We start from the raw sequence: 17501 nt of genomic DNA, 5'->3' as shown, positions 1-17501 counted from the left end.
AGCGAGAAGTACATCTCGATGCTGGAGAGGGGCCAAAGGGAGCTCAAGCCCATAAGGAGGGCCTACGAGGCGTGGGTCGAGGCCGGACTTCCGCTCGATTGGGACAGGCAAGCCTTCGAGGCCGAGCACAAAATGGATTCTAAAAAACACCTTGCCAAATAGGAGCGTCAGATCGAATTGCCCCGTCGCGCGAAGCGCACGACGGGGCAATTCATGATCGAGGACGTTTTCAGGGGAAGCCCCGAGGGGGCCGGTGAGAGCAATGAGGCAGGGCGCTACAGGTATTCGATCTGGGCGCCCTCGGTGTCGCACGTTAGAATATGCGTCTCACATTTGGGGAACTGCTCGCGCAGCTTGACCTGCAGGAACTTTGCCACGATGGTGTCGTCAGTCACGGCCATGAGGGTCGAGCCGGAGCCACTGATCCAGATGGTCTTAGCACCGCCGTTAAGGCAGGTGTCGCGCACGGCGTTGTAGTCGGGGATGAGGCGGCGGCGATAGGGCTCCTGGATGCGGTCGTCGTTGGCGGCGGCAATCAGGTCAAGGTCGCCGGTCTCCAGGCCGCGCGTCATGCCGGCGATGCGGCCCATTTGCCATACGGCGGTGGAGAGTGGAATCTCCTGTGGCACAACCTTGCGCGCCTCGCTCGTATGCACCTCGTAGGGCGGAATCACGGTAATAAAACGCAAGCGATCGCTCACCTCGTAGCGCAGGCACTGGGGCAGCGAGTCGGTCGGCGTAAAGGAGCAGACGGCGCCGCCCAGGATGGCGGGGGCGACGTTATCGGGATGGCCCTCGACCTCGGTGGCAATGCGGACGAGCTCGGCACGGTCGACGGTGTGGCCCGTCAGCGCGGCGGCCGCCATAATGCCGGCGACGACGCAGGTGGAGCTGGAACCCAGGCCGCGGGCGACGGGCACGTCGGTTTGAATGTCGATGGCAACGGGGAAAGCCGGCTCGCCCCACGCGGCCAGAGCATCGACAAAGCTCACATAGACCAGGTTATTCTCGTTTTGGAACTCCTCGGGGCAGCCCGTGATGGTGAGCTTGTCGGCGCGCTCGAAGGTGAAGTGCGAGTAGAGGCTGACGGCCATGCCGAGGGTATCGTAGCCAATGCCTAGGTTGGCGCTTGTTGCTGGGACGGTGATCTTGATCATGTGGGTCCTCCTGGGCGGGTCTGCCTGTTTAGTTCGCTGCTCGGGCAGTCCTGGCTCGCTCGGAAAGCACATTAAGTGCTTTCCGGCTCGTGCGGAACTCGCGACGAACTAAACAGGCAGACCCGCATGTCAGTTCGTCATCATCCCGGGGGTTATCTGATGAAAGAAGGTGCGCCGGCTTTCGCCGGCGCCTAGTAAGGGTTTAGTTGGTAGCCATCTTTTTTGCAGCCTGCTCTACGTAGTTGGCCATGTCGGCTACGTCGCAGACGTCTTCGAAGCGGACGGGTTTGGATTCGAGTTCGGCGAGCTGGCTCGGGGCGACCGTGTTGGTGGCCTGCTCGAGTACGCGCATAGCCTCAAAATCATCCTCGGGAACGTCGAGGCCCAGGGCGTCGCAGCAGGCGCGCGGGAACTTGTAGGGGCTTGCGGTCGAAAGCAGCACGCGGGCCTTGGCACCCTCGGCGGGAGCGACCTGCTCAAAGACGTGATAGCCGCAAGCAGTATGCGGGTCGATCACGTAGCCGTTCGCATCCCAGCAACTCTTGATGGCAGCGCGGACCTCGTCCTCGCTGGCCCAACCGCAGCCAAAGATGCTCTGAATCTTTGCCAGCAGGTCGGCGGGAACCTCGTAGCGACCAGTCTGTGCCAGCTGCTCCATAAGGCCGGCAACAAGCTCGCAGTCGCCATCGGACAGGAAGTACAGCATGCGCTCCAGATTGGAGCTAATAAGGATGTCCATCGACGGCGAGATGGTCGTGAAGAACGGGCGGTTACGGTCGTAAACGCCGGTGGTCAGGAAGTCGGCAAGCACGTTGTTCTTGTCGCTCGCCACGACGAGCTTGGCGACGGGCAGACCCATGCGCTTGGCGTAGTAGCCGGCCAGGATATCGCCAAAGTTGCCGGTCGGTACGCAGAACTCCACGGCGTCGCCGGCCTCGATGGCGCCGGCGCGCAGCAGCTGCGCATAGGCGGCAAAGTAGTAGACGACTTGCGGTACCAGGCGACCGATATTGATGGAGTTGGCGCTCGAAAGCACCGTGCCGGCGGCCTCCAGACGCTCGGCAAGCTCCTTATCGGCAAAGATGCGCTTGACGGCGCTCTGGGCGTCGTCAAAGTTGCCGCGGATACCGCAGACGGCGACGTTGTTGCCCTCCTGCGTGGACATCTGCAGGTTCTGGACGCGGCTGACCTTGCCCTCGGGATAAAAGACGGTGATGCCCGTGCCCGGAGCGTCGGCAAAACCGGCGAGCGCGGCCTTGCCGGTGTCGCCCGACGTGGCGGTGACGATCATGATGCGCTCAGCGCCGCCGTCCTTGGCGGAAGTGCGGGCCATGAGGCGGGGGAGCATCTGCAGGGCAACGTCCTTGAAGGCGCTTGTGGGGCCGCCAAAGAGCTCCATCACATAGGTCTGGGGGGCGTCAGCGCCCGGCGCAGCGTCGAGTTTGACGAGCGGCGTAACCTCTTCACTCGCGAACGTGCCGCGGTATGCCTCGTCGACACACGCCGAAATTTCTTCGGCCGTGTAATCATTCAGTAACATTCCCAACACATCTTGAGCGATTTCAAAGTACGATTTATCTGCAAGCGAGCTGATATCGACCTGCTGGGTGCCGAGCTCGTCCGAGACAAACAAACCCCCGTCGGGAGCGATGCCGGTGCGGATTGCCACCTTACTTGAGCACGATAAAGTGCGTCCTCGTGTACTATGATAAGTTCCCATATAACACTGCTCCTCGGATGCCTTGGTCCCAATCGGTGAAACCATGGTATCAGAGCGCGCAAAACAGGTTTGCAGAGGCTTTTAGAAAGGTAACCTCAAGCCCATGATTAAGATTGCCAAGTTTGGCGGCTCGTCGGTCGCCGACGCCGAACACTTCAAGAAGATCAAGGCCATCGTCGACGCCGACCCTGCCCGCCGTTTTGTGGTGGTTTCCGCCTGCGGTCGCCGCTTTAAGGGCGACACCAAGGTGACCGACCTGCTCTACCTGGTTAACGCGCATGTTAAGTATCACGTGTCGTGTGAGGAACTGCTCGAGGACATTGGCCAGCGCTATTTTGATATCGCTGACGAGCTGGAGCTCACCTATCCCATCCGCGAGGAGTTTGCGGCCTTTGCCGAGCGCGCCCGCTCGGGCGGCTACTCTACCGAGGAGCTTGTGAGCCGTGGCGAGTATTTTACCGCCCGCCTGATGGCCGAGTACCTGGACTTACCGTTCCTGGACGCCGCGACGGTCGTGGCGTTCCATCACGACGGTACGCTCAGCATGAACCGCACCTCCGAGCTGGTGCAGGAGTACGGCCAGCAGGGCGGCTTTGTTATGCCCGGTTTCTACGGCGCGACGCGTGAGGGCCAGATCAAGCTGCTCGACCGTGGCGGCGGCGATATTTCCGGCTCGATTCTGGCCAAGTGCCTGGGCGCTGATCTGTACGAGAACTGGACCGACGTCTCGGGCTTCTATTCTGCCGATCCGCGTATTGTTCCCGAGGCTCAGCCCATCGCCCGCGTTACCTACGAGGAGCTGCGCGAGCTTTCGTACATGGGTGCAAGCGTCCTGCACGAGGAGGCCGTGTTCCCCGTGCGTGAGGCGGGTATTCCGCTGGTCATCAAGAACACCAATGCGCCGCAGGATCCCGGCACTATCATTAGCGAGACGGCCGATGAGGGCGAGGCAGAGCCCATCATTACCGGCGTGACCGGCAAGCGCGGCTTTGTCGCCATCAACGTTGCCCGCGACCGCACCAAGCCCCGTGTCGGCTTTATGCGCCGTGCGCTTTCGGTCTTCGAGCGCTATGACGTTTCCGTCGAGCACATGCCCACCGGTGTCGACCGCTTTGGCGCCGTGGTGCAGGAGCAGGATGTGCACGACTCGCTGTACTCGCTCGTGGGCGACATTCAACAGGAGGTCGAGCCGCTCGAGATCGAGGTTGTCGAGGGCTTGGCGCTCATCGCTACCGTTGGCCGTAACCTGCGCGGCCGTGCAGGTATCTCGGGCCATCTGTTTGGCATGCTTGGTCAGGCCGGCGTGAGCGTGCGTATGATTTCGCAGAGCTGCGACGAGATCAATATCATTATCGGTGTCGAGGAGAAGGACTTCGACCTGGCGATTCAGACCATTTACCGTGCCTTCTCCGACGAGAACGGCATTGTGAAGGTCTCCGACCTGGAGGCTCCCGCGCCGGTCGATCCCGCCCTGGTCGCGCTCCATAAGTAGCTGCCATCCCGTTGATTTTTTTGGGACATGTCTCATAAATCTACGGCGGGGCGTTTCGTTTCGGTTTCGTTTCGACGGGGCGGGTTTCGTGCCCGCCCCGTTCTTGTATACACTGGCAACAATAATCGGCCTGCTCGGCGTGCGGGCAAAAGCCACAACCTTTAAAGGGGGAAGCATGAAACAGTACACGGTTGCTATTTTGGGCGCGACGGGAGCCGTGGGCACCCAGATGCTCGAGTGCCTCAACGAGCAGGAGTTTCCGGTCGGTAAGCTCAAGCTGCTGGCGAGCGCGCGCTCTGCGGGCAAGACCGTTGAGTTCCGCGGCGAGCAGATCGTGATCGAAGAGGCTTGCCCCGAGGCCTTTGAGGGCTGTGACATTGTGCTTGGTGCCGCCGGCGACGATATCGCGAAGGAACTGCTGCCCGAGGCCGTCAAGCGCGGCGCCGTCGTAGTCGACAACAGCCATGCCTTCCGCATGGACCCCGAGGTGCCGCTGGTCGTGCCCGAGATCAATGCCGACGATATCAAGTGGCATCACGGCCTTATCGCCAATCCCAACTGCGCGACCATCATCGGCCTGGTTCCCACGTGGCCGCTGCACCAGCTCGCCGGCGTGAAGCGTATGATCGTGTCCACGTATCAGGCAGCTTCGGGCGCCGGTGCCCCCGGTATGGCCGAGCTCGAGGCTCAGCTGGCCGCCCTGGGCCGTGGCGAGGAGATTCCCGAGCCGCGCGCCTTCGCCGCCCAGCTGGCGAGCAACCTGATTCCGCAGATTGGCGGCGTCAAGGAGGAGGGCTTTACCTCCGAGGAGATGAAGCTGCAAAACGAGGGTCGCAAGATCATGCACCTGCCCGAGCTGCGCGTGAACTGCACCTGCGTGCGCGTGCCGGTGCTGCGTTCGCACTCCGAGAGCATTACGCTCGAGTTCGAGCGCGACATTACGGTCGAGGAGGCCCGCGCTGCGCTGGCTGCCGCTCCGGGCGTCAAGCTGGTTGACGACATGAGCGCCGAGGATGCGCACGATCGCTTCCCCATGCCGATGGATACGTCCGACCAGGACCTGATTTGGGTCGGACGCGTGCGCCGCGACATCTCGAACCCCGAGGCTGCGCGCGGCATCACTTTCTGGTGCTGCGGCGACCAAATCCGTAAGGGCGCGGCAACCAACGCCGTCCAGATCGCTAAGCTGCTCTGCGAGTAGTGTGACCTGTCCGGCGGGGGCCGGGCTTGGTTTTCAGAACGTCCTCGACCATGTGTGGCGCCTTGTCCTGCTCCTTCGGAGCCGCGGACAAGGCGCCACACTGGTCTGCGGAGTGTTCTGAAAACCAAGCCCGGCCCCCGCCTGCGGTGACGCTGCTGCAAGCGACCTGCGATGGGGCCGTTGTTGGTTGGGGCCGCTGGGCTGATGTGGGGGCACGTGGCTGTTGCGGGCCCTGATCCCGGCGGCGGCTTCGGCGCTTTGCGCCTGCCGCCTTGGGGGACTGTGGGGCGCGGCCGGCAGCTGCGGCGCGTTCGCGCCTGCTGCCTAGGGTGACTTTGGGGTCGATTGGGGTTGTCTGCACAATTCGCGGTATTATGTTGCGGAGTTTTGAAAGGAGCCGCTGGTGGTCACGACGACGTTTGCTTCGCCTTTGGGCGAAATCTTGCTTGCCGCTGATGGCCGCGGTCTGACGGGACTTTGGTTTGAGGGGCAGGAGCATTTTGGCTCCACGCTTCTCCGGGAAGACTCCGAACATGTTGAAGGCGCCGACGCGGTTTCTGGTACCGGTGGCATGTCGTCGGTAAGTCCCGCAAATGGTGCGGCCTCTTCGGTGCTTGAGCGTTCTTGGGCTTGGCTGAATGCTTATTTTGCAGGGCAGGAACCTCGGTTTACGCCGCCGTTGCATATGATTGGTACGGCGTTTCAGCGCGAGGTTTGGTTTGAGCTGCTTTCTATCCCGCGTGGCGAGGTCGCTACGTATGGCGAGATTGCTCAGCGTGTTGCGGCTCGACATCGTGTACCGGGAAACGAAGCACCCGTTGCGTCTCCCCGTGCCGTGGGGGCCGCGGTCGCGCGTAATCCCATTTCGATTATTGTGCCGTGCCATCGCGTGGTTGCCGCCGATGGTTCGCTCAACGGATATGCCGGCGGCCTCGACCGTAAGGAGTGGCTGCTTCGGCTTGAGGGCGCGTACGAGGAGTAACACTCGAGCGCTTTGCATAGCCAAGATGCCGTGAAAGAACGGGACATGCTTTCCGAATGGAGGCTCAGACGGAAACTACGTCCCGGAATTCCGTTTTAAAGCGGGATGCGCTTTCCGAATGGCGTTCCAAGCGGAAACCGTGTCCCGGAATACAGCCTCAGAGTGGGACGCCGTTTCCGGCTGAGACCACCTGCCTGGACATCGATCTACGCCCGCTCCTGCAGGGCGTAGATGGACTTATCCATGTTGAACAGGTAAGCCACAACGCAGACGATGAAGAACGCCGGCAGATTACCGAAACCGAAGACCTCGCAACCGATAAGGATGGTCGCGAGCAGCGTGTTGGTGGCGCTGCCAAAGACGGCTGCGTAGCCCAGTGCGGCGCAGAGCTCGACGGGCATGCCGAGTTGAGCCTCGTTATGGCGACATCTTGGTAACAGAAAGGCCCGCGTTCCTCAGAGGCAAGATAGGCAATTCTGCTTCTGAGGTAGATCTCAATTCTGCCGACCGCACTGCCGACCGCATCAAACATTAACTGCCGGAGGGCTCGGTCAAATTCATGCGTGTAGATGATGGTTTCGAATGTTGTGCCTTCGCGAAAGATGGTAATCCCGGACTTGCATTTGGTTTTGTAGGGAAACCAGTAGGCCGACAGTCTGTAGTGGTTGGCTTCGACCAAAACTCGCTCGAGTTCGCTTTGATCAGAGCACTTAAGACCCTTGTTTTCTGTCAATAGTGCTATTTGTTTGTTGATGGATATCCGCGACTTCTGGTATTTCATTTAAGCCTCTTGATAGAAAAAGAGCTGGAGTTGCGCGTCGTTGAGAGGCTTTCCAGCTTTAGCAAGACAAACTCATAAGATGCGACGGGCCGCGTCAAGATAATTACCGGACGGCCTAGGAGGCGGCTGGTTGACTGGCCTAAAACCTGATGCACGGGGCGGCGCTCCACGCTATTCAGCGCGCTTGATGGGATGACGAACCACAGTCTTAAGTTTCTCCTGCGTACCATTCCGTGGATCGGAGAGATAGATTTCGTGATGAAAACGGGTGTCTGAGAAGTCGGGGACATAGCCCTGCTCGGTCGTGTATTCATGCATAGCGTTTACGGTCGCCGGCTCGCTGTCGTAGGGTCCGGTATGCATGCATTGAACGCAGAGACCCTCGTCAACTTTAAGCAGCTCGACGGCGGAAAAGTCCAGTTTCTTTTTGGTCGTGGCTTCCGCGACTGCCCAGTCAAAATCATCTCGGCTGACGAAATCGGGCAGGCGGATGCACGAGATAAAGTTGAAATCGTCCTTGCGTACATAATCGATGTCGCCACTCGGGGAGTCTTGCCACCAGAAACCCTCGAGCGGCGGTACCACAAAGTCGAAATAGCCCTCGATACTCCTTGAGCCTTTCTTCGACATCTTGACGGTATAGGCGATTCCGTAAAGCAGCGGCAGGGCGTTTTGATACTCGCCACCTTCGGTATTTGGGTCGCCCTTGCCGCGAACGGCAACGTAGCTCATAGGCGGGACAGTTACGATACTCGGCTTGCTTGCAGGTTTGTAGAGCTCCTTGCATTCCTTCTTAAAGTCGAACGCCATGTTGGCCGCCTTTCTGCGTATTGGCCTGCTTAGATAGCGGAATCATATCATAGAAACGAACAGCTGTTCGAATGATTTGGCTGACAGATTGAGATGCATGCGTTGTGTTTGGCGGTCGGCCTGACCCCGTCGATGATTTCTCTGCCTTCCCGGCGCCTCATCTATGGCTGCCATTTCCCCATATAAAACCTGCCAAAATGAACCTGTCCCTTTTTGGTCGGTGCGAAATGGGTAATACTAAGGAGTTATCCGACCAGATGGGAATTAATCGATGGCTTATATCGAATTCAAAGACGTCATCAAGGCGTACGGCGAGGGCGATGCCCGCATTCACGCGCTCGACGGCGCGAGCTTTACCGTTGAGCGCGGCGAGCTCGCCATTATCCTGGGCGCCTCGGGTGCCGGCAAGACTACGGCGCTCAACATCCTGGGTGGCATGGATACGGTAACCTCCGGCACTGTGACGGTGGACGGGCGCGACGTGAGCTCCGCCAACGAGGCGCAGCTCGTGGAATACCGCCGTGCCGACGTCGGCTTTGTCTTCCAGTTCTACAATCTGGTCCCCAACCTGACGGCGCTCGAAAATGTCGAGCTTGCGGCGCAGATTTGCCCCGATTCGCTCGATGCCGAGCAAACGCTTCGTCAGGTTGGCCTGGGCGACCGTCTTGCTAACTTTCCGGCGCAGCTTTCGGGCGGCGAGCAGCAGCGTGTGTCCATCGCCCGCGCGCTGGCCAAGAACCCCAAGCTGCTCCTGTGCGACGAGCCCACGGGCGCACTCGACTACAAAACCGGCAAGCAGATCTTGCAGCTGCTACAGGACACCTGTCGCAAGCAGGGCATCACGGTCATCATCATCACCCATAACTCCGCGCTGGCGCCCATGGCCGATCGCCTGATCCGCTTTAAGAGCGGCCGCGTGGAGAGCGAGACGGTCCAGCAAAATCCCGTGCCTATCGAGACGATCGAGTGGTAGCGCCCATGGACCAAGATCGCCAAAACAGCCAAAACCACGATACGGAGCATGCAGACCGCGACTGGGAGTTCGCGACCTACCGCACTGCTCAAAGCTCAAACGATATGGTCCCGACGATTTTTCGCCGTGGCATTTACCGCACAATCCGAGGCAGTCTTAAGCGCTTCTTGTCAATCGTGGTCATCACCGCGCTTGGCGTGAGCGTGATGTGCGGCCTTAAGGCGGGCTGCGAGGATCTGCGCGATTCGGTTGACGCCTACTTTGACCAGCAGAGTGTCTATGACATTAACGTGCAGTCGACCTATGGCTTTACGCGCGACGATCTTTCGGCTATCCAAGAGGTCGACGGCGTCGAGACGGCCGAGGGCATCTACACCGAGACCGCCTACACCGCCGTGGGCACAACGCGCGAGCGCGTGGTCGTGCAAAGTCTCTCCAAGGAGAACATCGATCAGCCGGTGCTCGTGAACGGCGATTTGCCCGAGAGCGCCGATGAGGTTGCGGTGACATCGAAGTTCCTGAAGGCTTCGGGCAAAAAGCTCGGCGATACCGTGAGCTTTGCCGCCAATGACGCGAGCTCGTCGAACCAAAGCGCTAAGGACCAGTTTGCCGCGGGCGATTACACCATTACGGCCGAGGTCCTCGACCCCACTGATGTGAGCTCCGACTCGACCGTCAACGACTTTCGCGCTGCTTCGGCTGCGGACTATAGGTTCTATGTGAGCGAGGATGCCGCGACATCTTCCTCCTACTCCGCCGTCCACGTGATCGTCGAGGGAGCCAAGAGCCTCAACTCCTATTCCGATGCCTACACGACAAAGATCAACGAGGTCAAGAGTAATATCGAGGAGATCCGCGACGAGCGCGAGAAGGCGCGTGTTCAGGAACTGACGGTCGACACACCGGCAAGCTTGGATGCGGCCGAGCGCCAGGCGAATATGCTCTTTGGGGTTGAGCAGGACAACATCAATCGCATGGCCGAGGGCAGCGAGGAGCGCGTTCAGGCACAGGCCGATTTGAACCAGCGCCGCGCAGCCGCCGACCAGCAATTTGCCGATGCCCGTACCGAGCTTTCCGATCTGGGCGAATGCACTTGGTACATCCAGGACCGCGATAGCATCACAAGCTACTCGAGCGTGGAGAGCGACAGCTCTTCGATCGAAGCCATCGCCACGGTTTTCCCATTCATCTTCTTTGTCGTCGCCGTGCTCATTAGCCTTACCACCGCCACGCGCATGGTCGAGGAGGAGCGCACGCTCATTGGTCTGTACAAGGCGCTCGGCTATTCACGCGGGCGTATCCTGTCCAAATACGTGAACTATTCACTGTGGGCTTGTCTGATCGGCGGCGTGCTTGGCAACATTGTCGGATTTGTGGGCCTACCACTGTTCCTGTTCACGGTGTTCGACGACATGTACTCACTGCCCCAGATGCTGCTTTCGTACGACATCGTGTCCTCAATCGTCTCGGTGGCGCTGTTTGCCGTGGGCGTGGTGGGCGCCACGATTATCGCCTGCCGCCACGAGATGGCCGAGACCCCAGCCTCGCTCATGCGTCCCAAGGCCCCGCGTGCCGGCTCGCGCATTTTGCTTGAGCGCATCGGCTTTATCTGGCACCGTATGGGCTTTTTGAACAAGGTGGCGGCGCGTAACCTGTTCCGCTACAAAAAGCGTGCCCTTATGACCATCTTTGGTATCGCCGGCTGCACGGCGCTCGTGATCTGCGCTCTGGGCATCCGCGATACGTCGATAGCGCTTTCGCCCAAACAGTACGGGCATATCACGCGCTACGACTTGCTGGCGGTCGCCAATCCCGACGACTTTACGCAGACGTGCGCGGCGCTCGACGAGCGAAGTGCGGTCAAGGATTCCGGTGTGACCGTGACTTCGACGCTGCCGATTACGACCGATAACGTCACCTTTACATTTGGCGGCAAAAGCGAGACAGTGCTGTTAATCGTGGTGCCCGATGACCGCGTGAACGATCTGGACGACTACGTGCGCCTTGAGGACGAGTCCAAAGAGTCGCTGTCTTTGCGTGACGGAGATGTGTATCTGAGCAAGAGTTCACAGCTGGCGCTGGGGATTCAGCCGGGTGATACGGCGCACGTCCAGGATTCGTCGCTCAATGCTGCCAAGGTCAAAGTCAGCGACATTTCGCTCAACTATCTTGGCAACACACTCTATATGACGCAGGGCACCTATGAGCGCGCGTTCGGTCGAAGCGCGCGCCTTAACGGTGTCCTTGCGTTGCTGAAGGGCTCGTCGGCCGACCAGATTGCGTTTAGCAAGAAGATTAAGAGTGACGGCTGGCTTACGATTTCGAGTACGGCCGAGCATCAGGCGAACGCTGATGCGAACTTTACGATTATCAATTCGGTCGTGGCGCTCGTGACCTTTATGGCGGCGTGCCTGTCGTTTGTGGTTGTGTTTACACTGTCCAACACCAACATCTCCGAGCGCGAGCGCGAGCTGGCGACCATTAAGGTGCTGGGCTTCCGCCGTGGCGAGGTGCACCATTACGTCAACAAGGAGACGTTAATCCTCACGGCAATTGGCGCCGCGCTGGGCGTGCCGCTGGGTAGCCTGCTGGCCGAGAGCTTTACGTACATTCTGCAGATGCCGTCGCTGTACTTTGACGTCGAAGTCGAGCCGCTGAGCTACGTGCTTGCCGTGGTGCTTTCCTTCGGCTTTACGATCATCGTCAACCTCGCCACCAACCGAACCCTCAACAAGATCGACATGGTCGGCGCCCTCAAGAGCGCCGAGTAACCTGTCCTGGGATTCAAGTTCTAGCGAGCTGCCGACGCGCCCGCAGCAGTATTTTTGCATAAACCGCTCCGCCAAATGCATACTTTGACGGGGCGGTTGCTTTTTGCCCACAGGTACCCCAGGGGGCGCCGTGCAAATTCCGGAGTATTCAGCATCCCGGGGTCCGCGGGCGCGGGGGCGGGTGCACAAAACCGCGCTGAAAGCCCCGATTCTGAGTCCCAACGCCTCTAGAGCCGCTCGTTTTTTTTACAGGATGCGGCCCATGGTGCCTGCCTTTCGCCCAAAATCCAGTATGCAGGCACCCTCGGCTGCTGAATACTCCCAAAAATGCACGCCGCATCCTACCCCAGGCACCCGTAGCAAGAAGACGAATAGCCTCGGCCTCCCTAGTTACCGCAGGAGGCCCCAGGGCTTACCTCCCAAATCTTTCCGCAGGACGGAAGGACCCCGCCGCGCGAAGCGCACGGCGGGGTCCTGACATGTCCGAGGACGATTTGGGAGGTAAGCCCTGGGGCCTCCGATGGGGGCGGTTACAGCCGAGGCTATTCGTCGCCGAAGCTGATGCCCAACGCCTTGGCCTCGCGCACCAGATCGCTCTGGGGGTCGACATACTTGAGCTTGCCGGCGACCTCCTCGAGCGGCATGTGACACATCTTGCCGTCACGCAGGGCAATCATGTAGCCAAACTCGCCGCGCAGGCAGCCGAGCGCCGCCTCGACGCCGCACTGGGTCGCAAAGATGCGGTCCTGGGCATCGGGCTGACCGCCGCGCTGCGTGTGGCCGGGGATGGCGACGCGGGTCTCGCGACCGGTCTTGGTCTCAATCTCCTTGGCGATGTCGTAGACAATCGACGGACTCGTGCGCTCGGCAAGCTTTTTCTTGTACTCCTTCTTGGACAGCGCCGCGTCCTCCTTAGAGATGGCACCCTCGGCGACGGCCACGATGGTAAAACGGCTGCCGGTCTCCATGCGATGTTCGATGGTCTTGATGACGTTGTCCATGTCGTAGGGGATCTCGGGAATCAGGATGACGTCCGCGCCGCCCGCGACGCCGGCGTACAGCGGAATCCAGCCGACCTTGTGGCCCATGATCTCGATAACGAACACGCGGCCGTGGCTCGAGGCGGTAGTGTGGATGTCGTCGATGCACTTGGTGGCGACGTCGATGGCGCTCGTAAAGCCAAACGTCAGCTCGGTGCCCCAGGTGTCGTTATCGATGGTCTTGGGCAGGGCGATAACGTTGAGGCCCTCTTCACGCAGGCGGTTGGCGGTCTTGGTGGAGCCGTTACCGCCCAGCATAAACAGGCAGTCGAGCTGCAACTTATGATAGGTGTGGACCATCGCCGGCACCTTCTCGACGCCGTCAGCCTCGGGAATGTCCAGACGCTTGAACGGTGTGCGGCTCGTGCCCAGGATGGTGCCGCCGCGGGTGAGGATGCCGCTAAAATCGGCGGGCGTCATGACACGGAATCTGCTGTAGATAAGGCCCTGGTAGCCGTCCTCAAAACCATAGATCTCGATAGGTTCTTTGCTATTGGTCATAAGCGTTTTGACGATGCCGCGCATGGTGGCGTTGAGCGCCTGGCAGTCGCCGCCACTGGTAAGAAGACCGATCCTGAGCATGATGAATCCTTCCGGGCAAGTTATAACATGCGCATAAGTTTACCCCCGCACACTGTTGATGCGGGGGTAAAACGTGTTAGCTCAAGCGTATAGAAATGTAAACAACGTCAGGCGGGCGTAAGGACGACGGTGCCAGCTCCTTACAGTGCGAAGGCGTCGACGTCGCTCCAGTGACGGCGCAGCGTGATGGCGGCAGCGGGCTCGGTATTGTCAAAGATGACCGACCACTGCGTGTTGCTGGTGATGTCTTCCGGATTGGGCTCTTGCGCTGCGGCACGCAGGGCTTCCCAGGCAATCGTTTCGTCCTGGGCGCCGACATGGGCGTCGAGGACATCGGCGATTGCGACGGCGCGCTCTTTACCATGGCCCAGCTCGCCATTCTTTTGGTTGGGCAGCACTTCGTCACCATAGCAGGCGTAGAAGTTCGTGACCTGGCGCACGGGCGTCGCCTTGCATGCGCGGTCGGGATCGCGCGGATCCCACTCCACCACCCGTGCGTCACTGGCGGCGTCGTTGATAAAGAAGTGGTAATCGCGTCCTGCCATGGCGTGCATGTCGTAGGCGGAAAGCAGGTCGACGGCCTCTTGCGTGGTAGCCGCGCGGTCGAGCACCAGACGGATGGCGAGCGAAGTGTTGATGACGGGGCGTTGCGTGTCCTGGTCACAGGGCTTGGAATCCAGGGTGAGTACGGCAATGGACACGCCGCATTCGTTAACACCGTCGAGCTGGGCAAACGGTCCCATGAGTGCGGCGGCGCGTCCGGCGACGGAGTCAAGCGGAGTGTTGGCGCCCAGGTTGTTAAGGGCGGCAAACCCGATGGAGGCATAGCCGCCGCGTGGGTGATTGCGCACCAGCAGCGCCGAGGTGTCGTCCTTAAAGTCGTAATTGCGACCGGTGCGCACGCGGCCTTCGGCATCTACGGCGACAAAAGCGCTGCAGGCAAACTGGGGCGCCTGGACATGTACCGGCACACCGGGCAGCACCTGCGCCACCACGGCATCGATGTAGGCCTGGTCGTCGCGCACGCCAGCGGCGATGATGCGATCAAGATCGTAGTCGTAGGCGATGTCGATTGCGTACAGGTCATAGCCATCCGCGTAGCCGGTCAAGCGTTTGAGCGACGCGGCGGACTTGATTTGCTTGTGATAAACGATACCGGTGGCAGCGGCAAGGCCGACGGCGACTCCCGCGACACCGCAGGCGATGGCAATGTTACGTGGCTTCATGACGGCTCCTCTCGTCCTGTTAGCGTAATTGTCGCAAAAGGAACGCGGGCATGATGGCTCAAGTTGGTGAGCGGTGCGGGATTAAACACGGAATGAAGAGTGCAGCGCTGGCGCGGCGGGGTATGCTGGAAGGGACCATCAACCCAGCGAAAGGGGAGAGCATGACGGATCAGGAAACGCCCGAGCGCGCGCATGTGACGGCCGATGATATCGAGGCCGCCAACGACCTTATCGACTTTATCGAGGCATGCCCCAGCATGTTCCATACGGCGGCGACCATTATGGCCGAGCTCGACGAGGCGGGCTTTACCTACCTGTCCGAGAACGCGGCGTGGGACATCGAGCCGGGCGGGCGTTATTACACGCAGCGCAACACCTCGAGCGTTATCGCCTTTAAGGTGGGCGAGGACCTGGCTGCTACGTGGGGCGAGGACGGCGTTGCCGGCGACTATCATTTTCAGCTCACAGCGTCGCACAGCGATTCTCCGACGTTTAAGGTCAAGGCCGTGCCTGAGCTCGACGGCGCGGGCGAGACGCTGCGCCTGAACACCGAGGCCTACGGCGGCATGATCGACTACACCTGGTTCGACCGTCCGCTGGCACTCGCGGGCCGCGTGCTGGTACGCGAGGGCGACCGTATTGAGAGCCGCCTGCTTGCCACCGAGCGCGAGGTCGCTATTATCCCGAGCCTTGCCATCCACATGAACCGCGGCGTTAACGAGGGCTTTGCGCCTAATCGTGCTGTCGACCTGTGCCCGCTCATCAGCGCCGGTGACCTTAAGCAGGGCGACTTTGATGCTCTGATCGCCGACGAACTGGCCGTTGAGCCCGAGCAAATTTTGGGCCGCGATCTGTTCCTGGTCAATCGTCAGGATGCGCGCATTTGGGGCTGGGCCGATGAGTTTATCTCGACGCCCAAGCTCGACGACCTGGCATGCGCCTACACCTCTCTGCAGGCATTTTTGGGTGCCGAGAACGCGCACGATGTCTCGGTCTTTTGCTGCTTTGATAACGAGGAGGTTGGCTCCGAGACCAAGCAGGGCGCCATGTCGACGTTCTTGGCCGATGCGCTGCGCCGCATTAACGGCTCGCTGGGCTTTGACGACGAGTCGTACCACCGCGCGCTTGCCGCCTCGATGCTCGTGAGCTGCGACAACGCACATGCCGTGCATCCCAACCATGCTGAGAAGTGCGATGCCCGCAACCAGGTGGTGCTTAACGGCGGCATCGTCGTCAAGGAAGCTGCTAACCAGCACTACTGCACCGATGCCTTTAGCCGCGCGGTGTTCCAGGCCATCTGCGATGACGCCGACGTGCCCACGCAGGCCTTCGCCAACAAGAGTGATATGGCCGGCGGCTCCACCCTGGGCAACCTGTCGAATATGCAGGCGAGCATGCATGCCGTAGACGTGGGCCTGCCGCAGCTTGCCATGCACTCGAGCTACGAGACCGGCGGCGTGCGCGACGTGATGTATGCCATCCGCGCCCTCACCGCCTTCTACGAGCGCAACCTAACCATCAACGGCGCCGAAAGTGTGGAACTCTAAAATCTGCCAAAAAGGGACAGGTTTACTTTGGCAGGTTTTATCTGGGAAAATGCCAGTGGCATTGCAAGCCGATAGGGCCCTAAAACGCCGCAGGCCGAATAAAAGTCAGCGAGAGCCCGCCGTTTGAGCCAAGGTGCCGTGAAATGAAAAGGCGCTGACCTTCTGGTCGCGCCTTTGAAATTGAACGGCAGATTGGCCAAACGGCGGGCTCGCAGCGTCGAGAGGTTCCGGCGTTTGGTAAAACGCCGGAACAATCAGTGCTCGATCCAGCATCGAAGCGTCTCGCCGGCTTGCAGGTGACGCAGATTCTCTGCGGCAATGTCGACCACGTTGTTGAGCGTGGCGGCTAGGTGGAACCAGCCGGAGACGTGCGGTGTGATGAGCATGTTGGGCGCATCCCACAGGGGGCTTGTGGCGGGCAGCGGCTCGGGGTCGGTGACGTCGACCGCGGCGCCGGCGAGATGCCCCGACTCCAGAGCGGCAACCAAATCGTCGGCAACCACAAGATCGCCGCGGCCACCGTTGGCAAAGAAGGCGTCCGGCTTCATCGCGGCGAAGAACTCGGCGTTCGCCAGACCGCGGGTCTCGGGCGTGCTGGGCATAAAGGATGCGACGATGTCGGCCTCGGCCAGACGCTCGGGCAGAGCGTCCATGCCGTCCATGTCCTCAAACACAATGGGGTAGACGAGCGGGTGGCGCTTGATGCCGCGGACGTGCGCACCCATGTTGCGGCAGAGCGTGGCAAAGTGGCCGCCAATGTCGCCCGCGCCCAGCACCAGCACATTGGCGTTTTTGAGCGAGGTGACCGGCCCCAAATCCTCCCAGCGATGCTCGCGCTGCAGGTCCTGGTAGCCGGGCAGGCGCTTCATCATAGACAGCACCATGGCAAACATGTGCTCGCTCACGGCCTGGCCGTAGGCGCCCACCGAGCAAGACAGTTTGGCGTCGGCCGGCACGGTGCCGGCGGCCAAGTAATCGTCATAGCCCGCGGTCTGCAGTTGCAGCAGCTGGAGGTGCTCGCATGCTGTGAGCATGTCAGGGTCGATGTTGCCCAGGATCACGTCGGCATCGGCGACCTGCTCGCGCGTGGCGGCGTCGGAGCTCGTGTAGATAAAGTCCTCGCCCGGAGCGCTCGACTCAAGAATTGCGCGATGACGGTCGTTGACGGGCAACAAAACCAGGATGTTCACAAGCAGTCCTCTCCGCTCGACCTACCAAA

The 17501-nt window shown here is 60.5% G+C and carries 13 protein-coding genes; 6 read left to right on the top strand and 7 right to left on the bottom strand.

Annotated features, from left to right (window positions below; all coding sequences use genetic code 11):
* Positions 1-275: 275 nt before the first annotated feature.
* Both thrB and thrC read right to left on the bottom strand, forming a co-directional pair.
* Positions 276-1157, bottom strand: coding sequence for a homoserine kinase (gene thrB / locus AAAX72_RS02390; RefSeq protein ID WP_117563865.1), 882 nt, complete (start codon positions 1155-1157; stop codon positions 276-278).
* Positions 1158-1359: 202 nt separating this feature from the next.
* A complete protein-coding gene (gene thrC, locus AAAX72_RS02385; RefSeq protein WP_349128871.1) occupies positions 1360-2877 on the bottom strand; it encodes a threonine synthase in 1518 nt (505 codons plus the stop codon).
* Between the two features lie 103 nt (positions 2878-2980).
* Between thrC and AAAX72_RS02380 the strand changes: the two genes are divergently transcribed.
* The 3 genes from AAAX72_RS02380 to AAAX72_RS02370 all read left to right on the top strand — a co-directional run bounded on the left by AAAX72_RS02380 (position 2981) and on the right by AAAX72_RS02370 (position 6552).
* Positions 2981-4369: an aspartate kinase gene (locus AAAX72_RS02380; RefSeq protein ID WP_349128870.1), complete on the top strand. Its 1389-nt coding sequence runs from the start codon at positions 2981-2983 to the stop codon at positions 4367-4369.
* A gap of 175 nt (positions 4370-4544) precedes the next feature.
* The gene (locus AAAX72_RS02375; RefSeq protein ID WP_117640200.1) at positions 4545-5570 is read left to right on the top strand and encodes an aspartate-semialdehyde dehydrogenase; all 1026 of its coding nucleotides are present in this window, start codon (positions 4545-4547) and stop codon (positions 5568-5570) included.
* A gap of 403 nt (positions 5571-5973) precedes the next feature.
* Positions 5974-6552 (top strand): methylated-DNA--[protein]-cysteine S-methyltransferase, encoded by a 579-nt coding sequence (locus tag AAAX72_RS02370; protein WP_349128869.1) that lies wholly within the window; start codon positions 5974-5976, stop codon positions 6550-6552.
* Positions 6553-6758: 206 nt separating this feature from the next.
* Here the strand turns inward: AAAX72_RS02370 and AAAX72_RS02365 are convergent, their stop codons facing one another.
* Both AAAX72_RS02365 and AAAX72_RS02360 read right to left on the bottom strand, forming a co-directional pair.
* A complete protein-coding gene (locus tag AAAX72_RS02365; protein WP_349128868.1) occupies positions 6759-6953 on the bottom strand; it encodes a chloride channel protein in 195 nt (64 codons plus the stop codon).
* 551 nt (positions 6954-7504) lie between these two features.
* Entirely contained in the window at positions 7505-8143 is a 639-nt protein-coding gene (locus AAAX72_RS02360; RefSeq protein ID WP_349128867.1) for a GyrI-like domain-containing protein, read from the bottom strand.
* A 271-nt stretch (positions 8144-8414) separates the two neighbouring features.
* On the opposite strand from AAAX72_RS02360, the gene AAAX72_RS02355 reads away from it, so the two are divergent.
* Entirely contained in the window at positions 8415-9116 is a 702-nt protein-coding gene (locus tag AAAX72_RS02355; protein ID WP_035137622.1) for an ABC transporter ATP-binding protein, read from the top strand.
* Between the two features lie 5 nt (positions 9117-9121).
* Positions 9122-11887: an ABC transporter permease gene (locus AAAX72_RS02350; protein WP_349128866.1), complete on the top strand. Its 2766-nt coding sequence runs from the start codon at positions 9122-9124 to the stop codon at positions 11885-11887.
* A 542-nt stretch (positions 11888-12429) separates the two neighbouring features.
* Here AAAX72_RS02350 and AAAX72_RS02345 read toward each other — a convergent pair.
* Together AAAX72_RS02345 and AAAX72_RS02340 are read right to left on the bottom strand one after the other, a co-directional pair.
* Positions 12430-13509, bottom strand: coding sequence for an ATP-dependent 6-phosphofructokinase (locus AAAX72_RS02345; RefSeq protein WP_349128865.1), 1080 nt, complete (start codon positions 13507-13509; stop codon positions 12430-12432).
* 140 nt (positions 13510-13649) lie between these two features.
* Positions 13650-14735 carry a carcinine hydrolase/isopenicillin-N N-acyltransferase family protein gene (locus AAAX72_RS02340; RefSeq protein ID WP_349128863.1) on the bottom strand — a complete coding sequence of 362 codons (1086 nt, stop codon included), beginning with the start codon at positions 14733-14735 and terminating at the stop codon, positions 13650-13652.
* A 161-nt stretch (positions 14736-14896) separates the two neighbouring features.
* Here AAAX72_RS02340 and AAAX72_RS02335 point away from each other — a divergent pair, with 161 nt between their 5' ends.
* Positions 14897-16282 (top strand): M18 family aminopeptidase, encoded by a 1386-nt coding sequence (locus AAAX72_RS02335; RefSeq protein ID WP_349128862.1) that lies wholly within the window; start codon positions 14897-14899, stop codon positions 16280-16282.
* A 254-nt stretch (positions 16283-16536) separates the two neighbouring features.
* Here AAAX72_RS02335 and AAAX72_RS02330 read toward each other — a convergent pair whose 3' ends face one another.
* Positions 16537-17472, bottom strand: coding sequence for a D-2-hydroxyacid dehydrogenase (locus AAAX72_RS02330; protein WP_349128860.1), 936 nt, complete (start codon positions 17470-17472; stop codon positions 16537-16539).
* Between the last annotated feature and the right edge of the window lie 29 nt (positions 17473-17501).

Source organism: Collinsella sp. CLA-ER-H8, assembly GCF_040092335.1.
Lineage (GTDB): Bacteria > Actinomycetota > Coriobacteriia > Coriobacteriales > Coriobacteriaceae > Collinsella.
The sequence above is the reverse complement of the archived record's forward strand: the minus strand, read 5'-3'. Positions and strand labels throughout refer to the sequence as shown.

Bases quoted from the DNA above. Each gene is read 5' to 3' on its own strand.
- thrB (WP_117563865.1), bottom strand. From the start codon at position 1,157: ATGATCAAGATCACCGTCCCAGCAACAAGCGCCAACCTAGGCATTGGC.
- thrC (WP_349128871.1), bottom strand. From the start codon at position 2,877: ATGGGAACTTATCATAGTACACGAGGACGCACTTTATCGTGCTCAAGT.
- AAAX72_RS02380 (WP_349128870.1), top strand. From the start codon at position 2,981: ATGATTAAGATTGCCAAGTTTGGCGGCTCGTCGGTCGCCGACGCCGAA.
- AAAX72_RS02375 (WP_117640200.1), top strand. From the start codon at position 4,545: ATGAAACAGTACACGGTTGCTATTTTGGGCGCGACGGGAGCCGTGGGC.
- AAAX72_RS02365 (WP_349128868.1), bottom strand. From the start codon at position 6,953: ATGCCCGTCGAGCTCTGCGCCGCACTGGGCTACGCAGCCGTCTTTGGC.
- AAAX72_RS02360 (WP_349128867.1), bottom strand. From the start codon at position 8,143: ATGGCGTTCGACTTTAAGAAGGAATGCAAGGAGCTCTACAAACCTGCA.
- AAAX72_RS02355 (WP_035137622.1), top strand. From the start codon at position 8,415: ATGGCTTATATCGAATTCAAAGACGTCATCAAGGCGTACGGCGAGGGC.
- AAAX72_RS02350 (WP_349128866.1), top strand. From the start codon at position 9,122: ATGGACCAAGATCGCCAAAACAGCCAAAACCACGATACGGAGCATGCA.
- AAAX72_RS02345 (WP_349128865.1), bottom strand. From the start codon at position 13,509: ATGCTCAGGATCGGTCTTCTTACCAGTGGCGGCGACTGCCAGGCGCTC.
- AAAX72_RS02340 (WP_349128863.1), bottom strand. From the start codon at position 14,735: ATGAAGCCACGTAACATTGCCATCGCCTGCGGTGTCGCGGGAGTCGCC.
- AAAX72_RS02335 (WP_349128862.1), top strand. From the start codon at position 14,897: ATGACGGATCAGGAAACGCCCGAGCGCGCGCATGTGACGGCCGATGAT.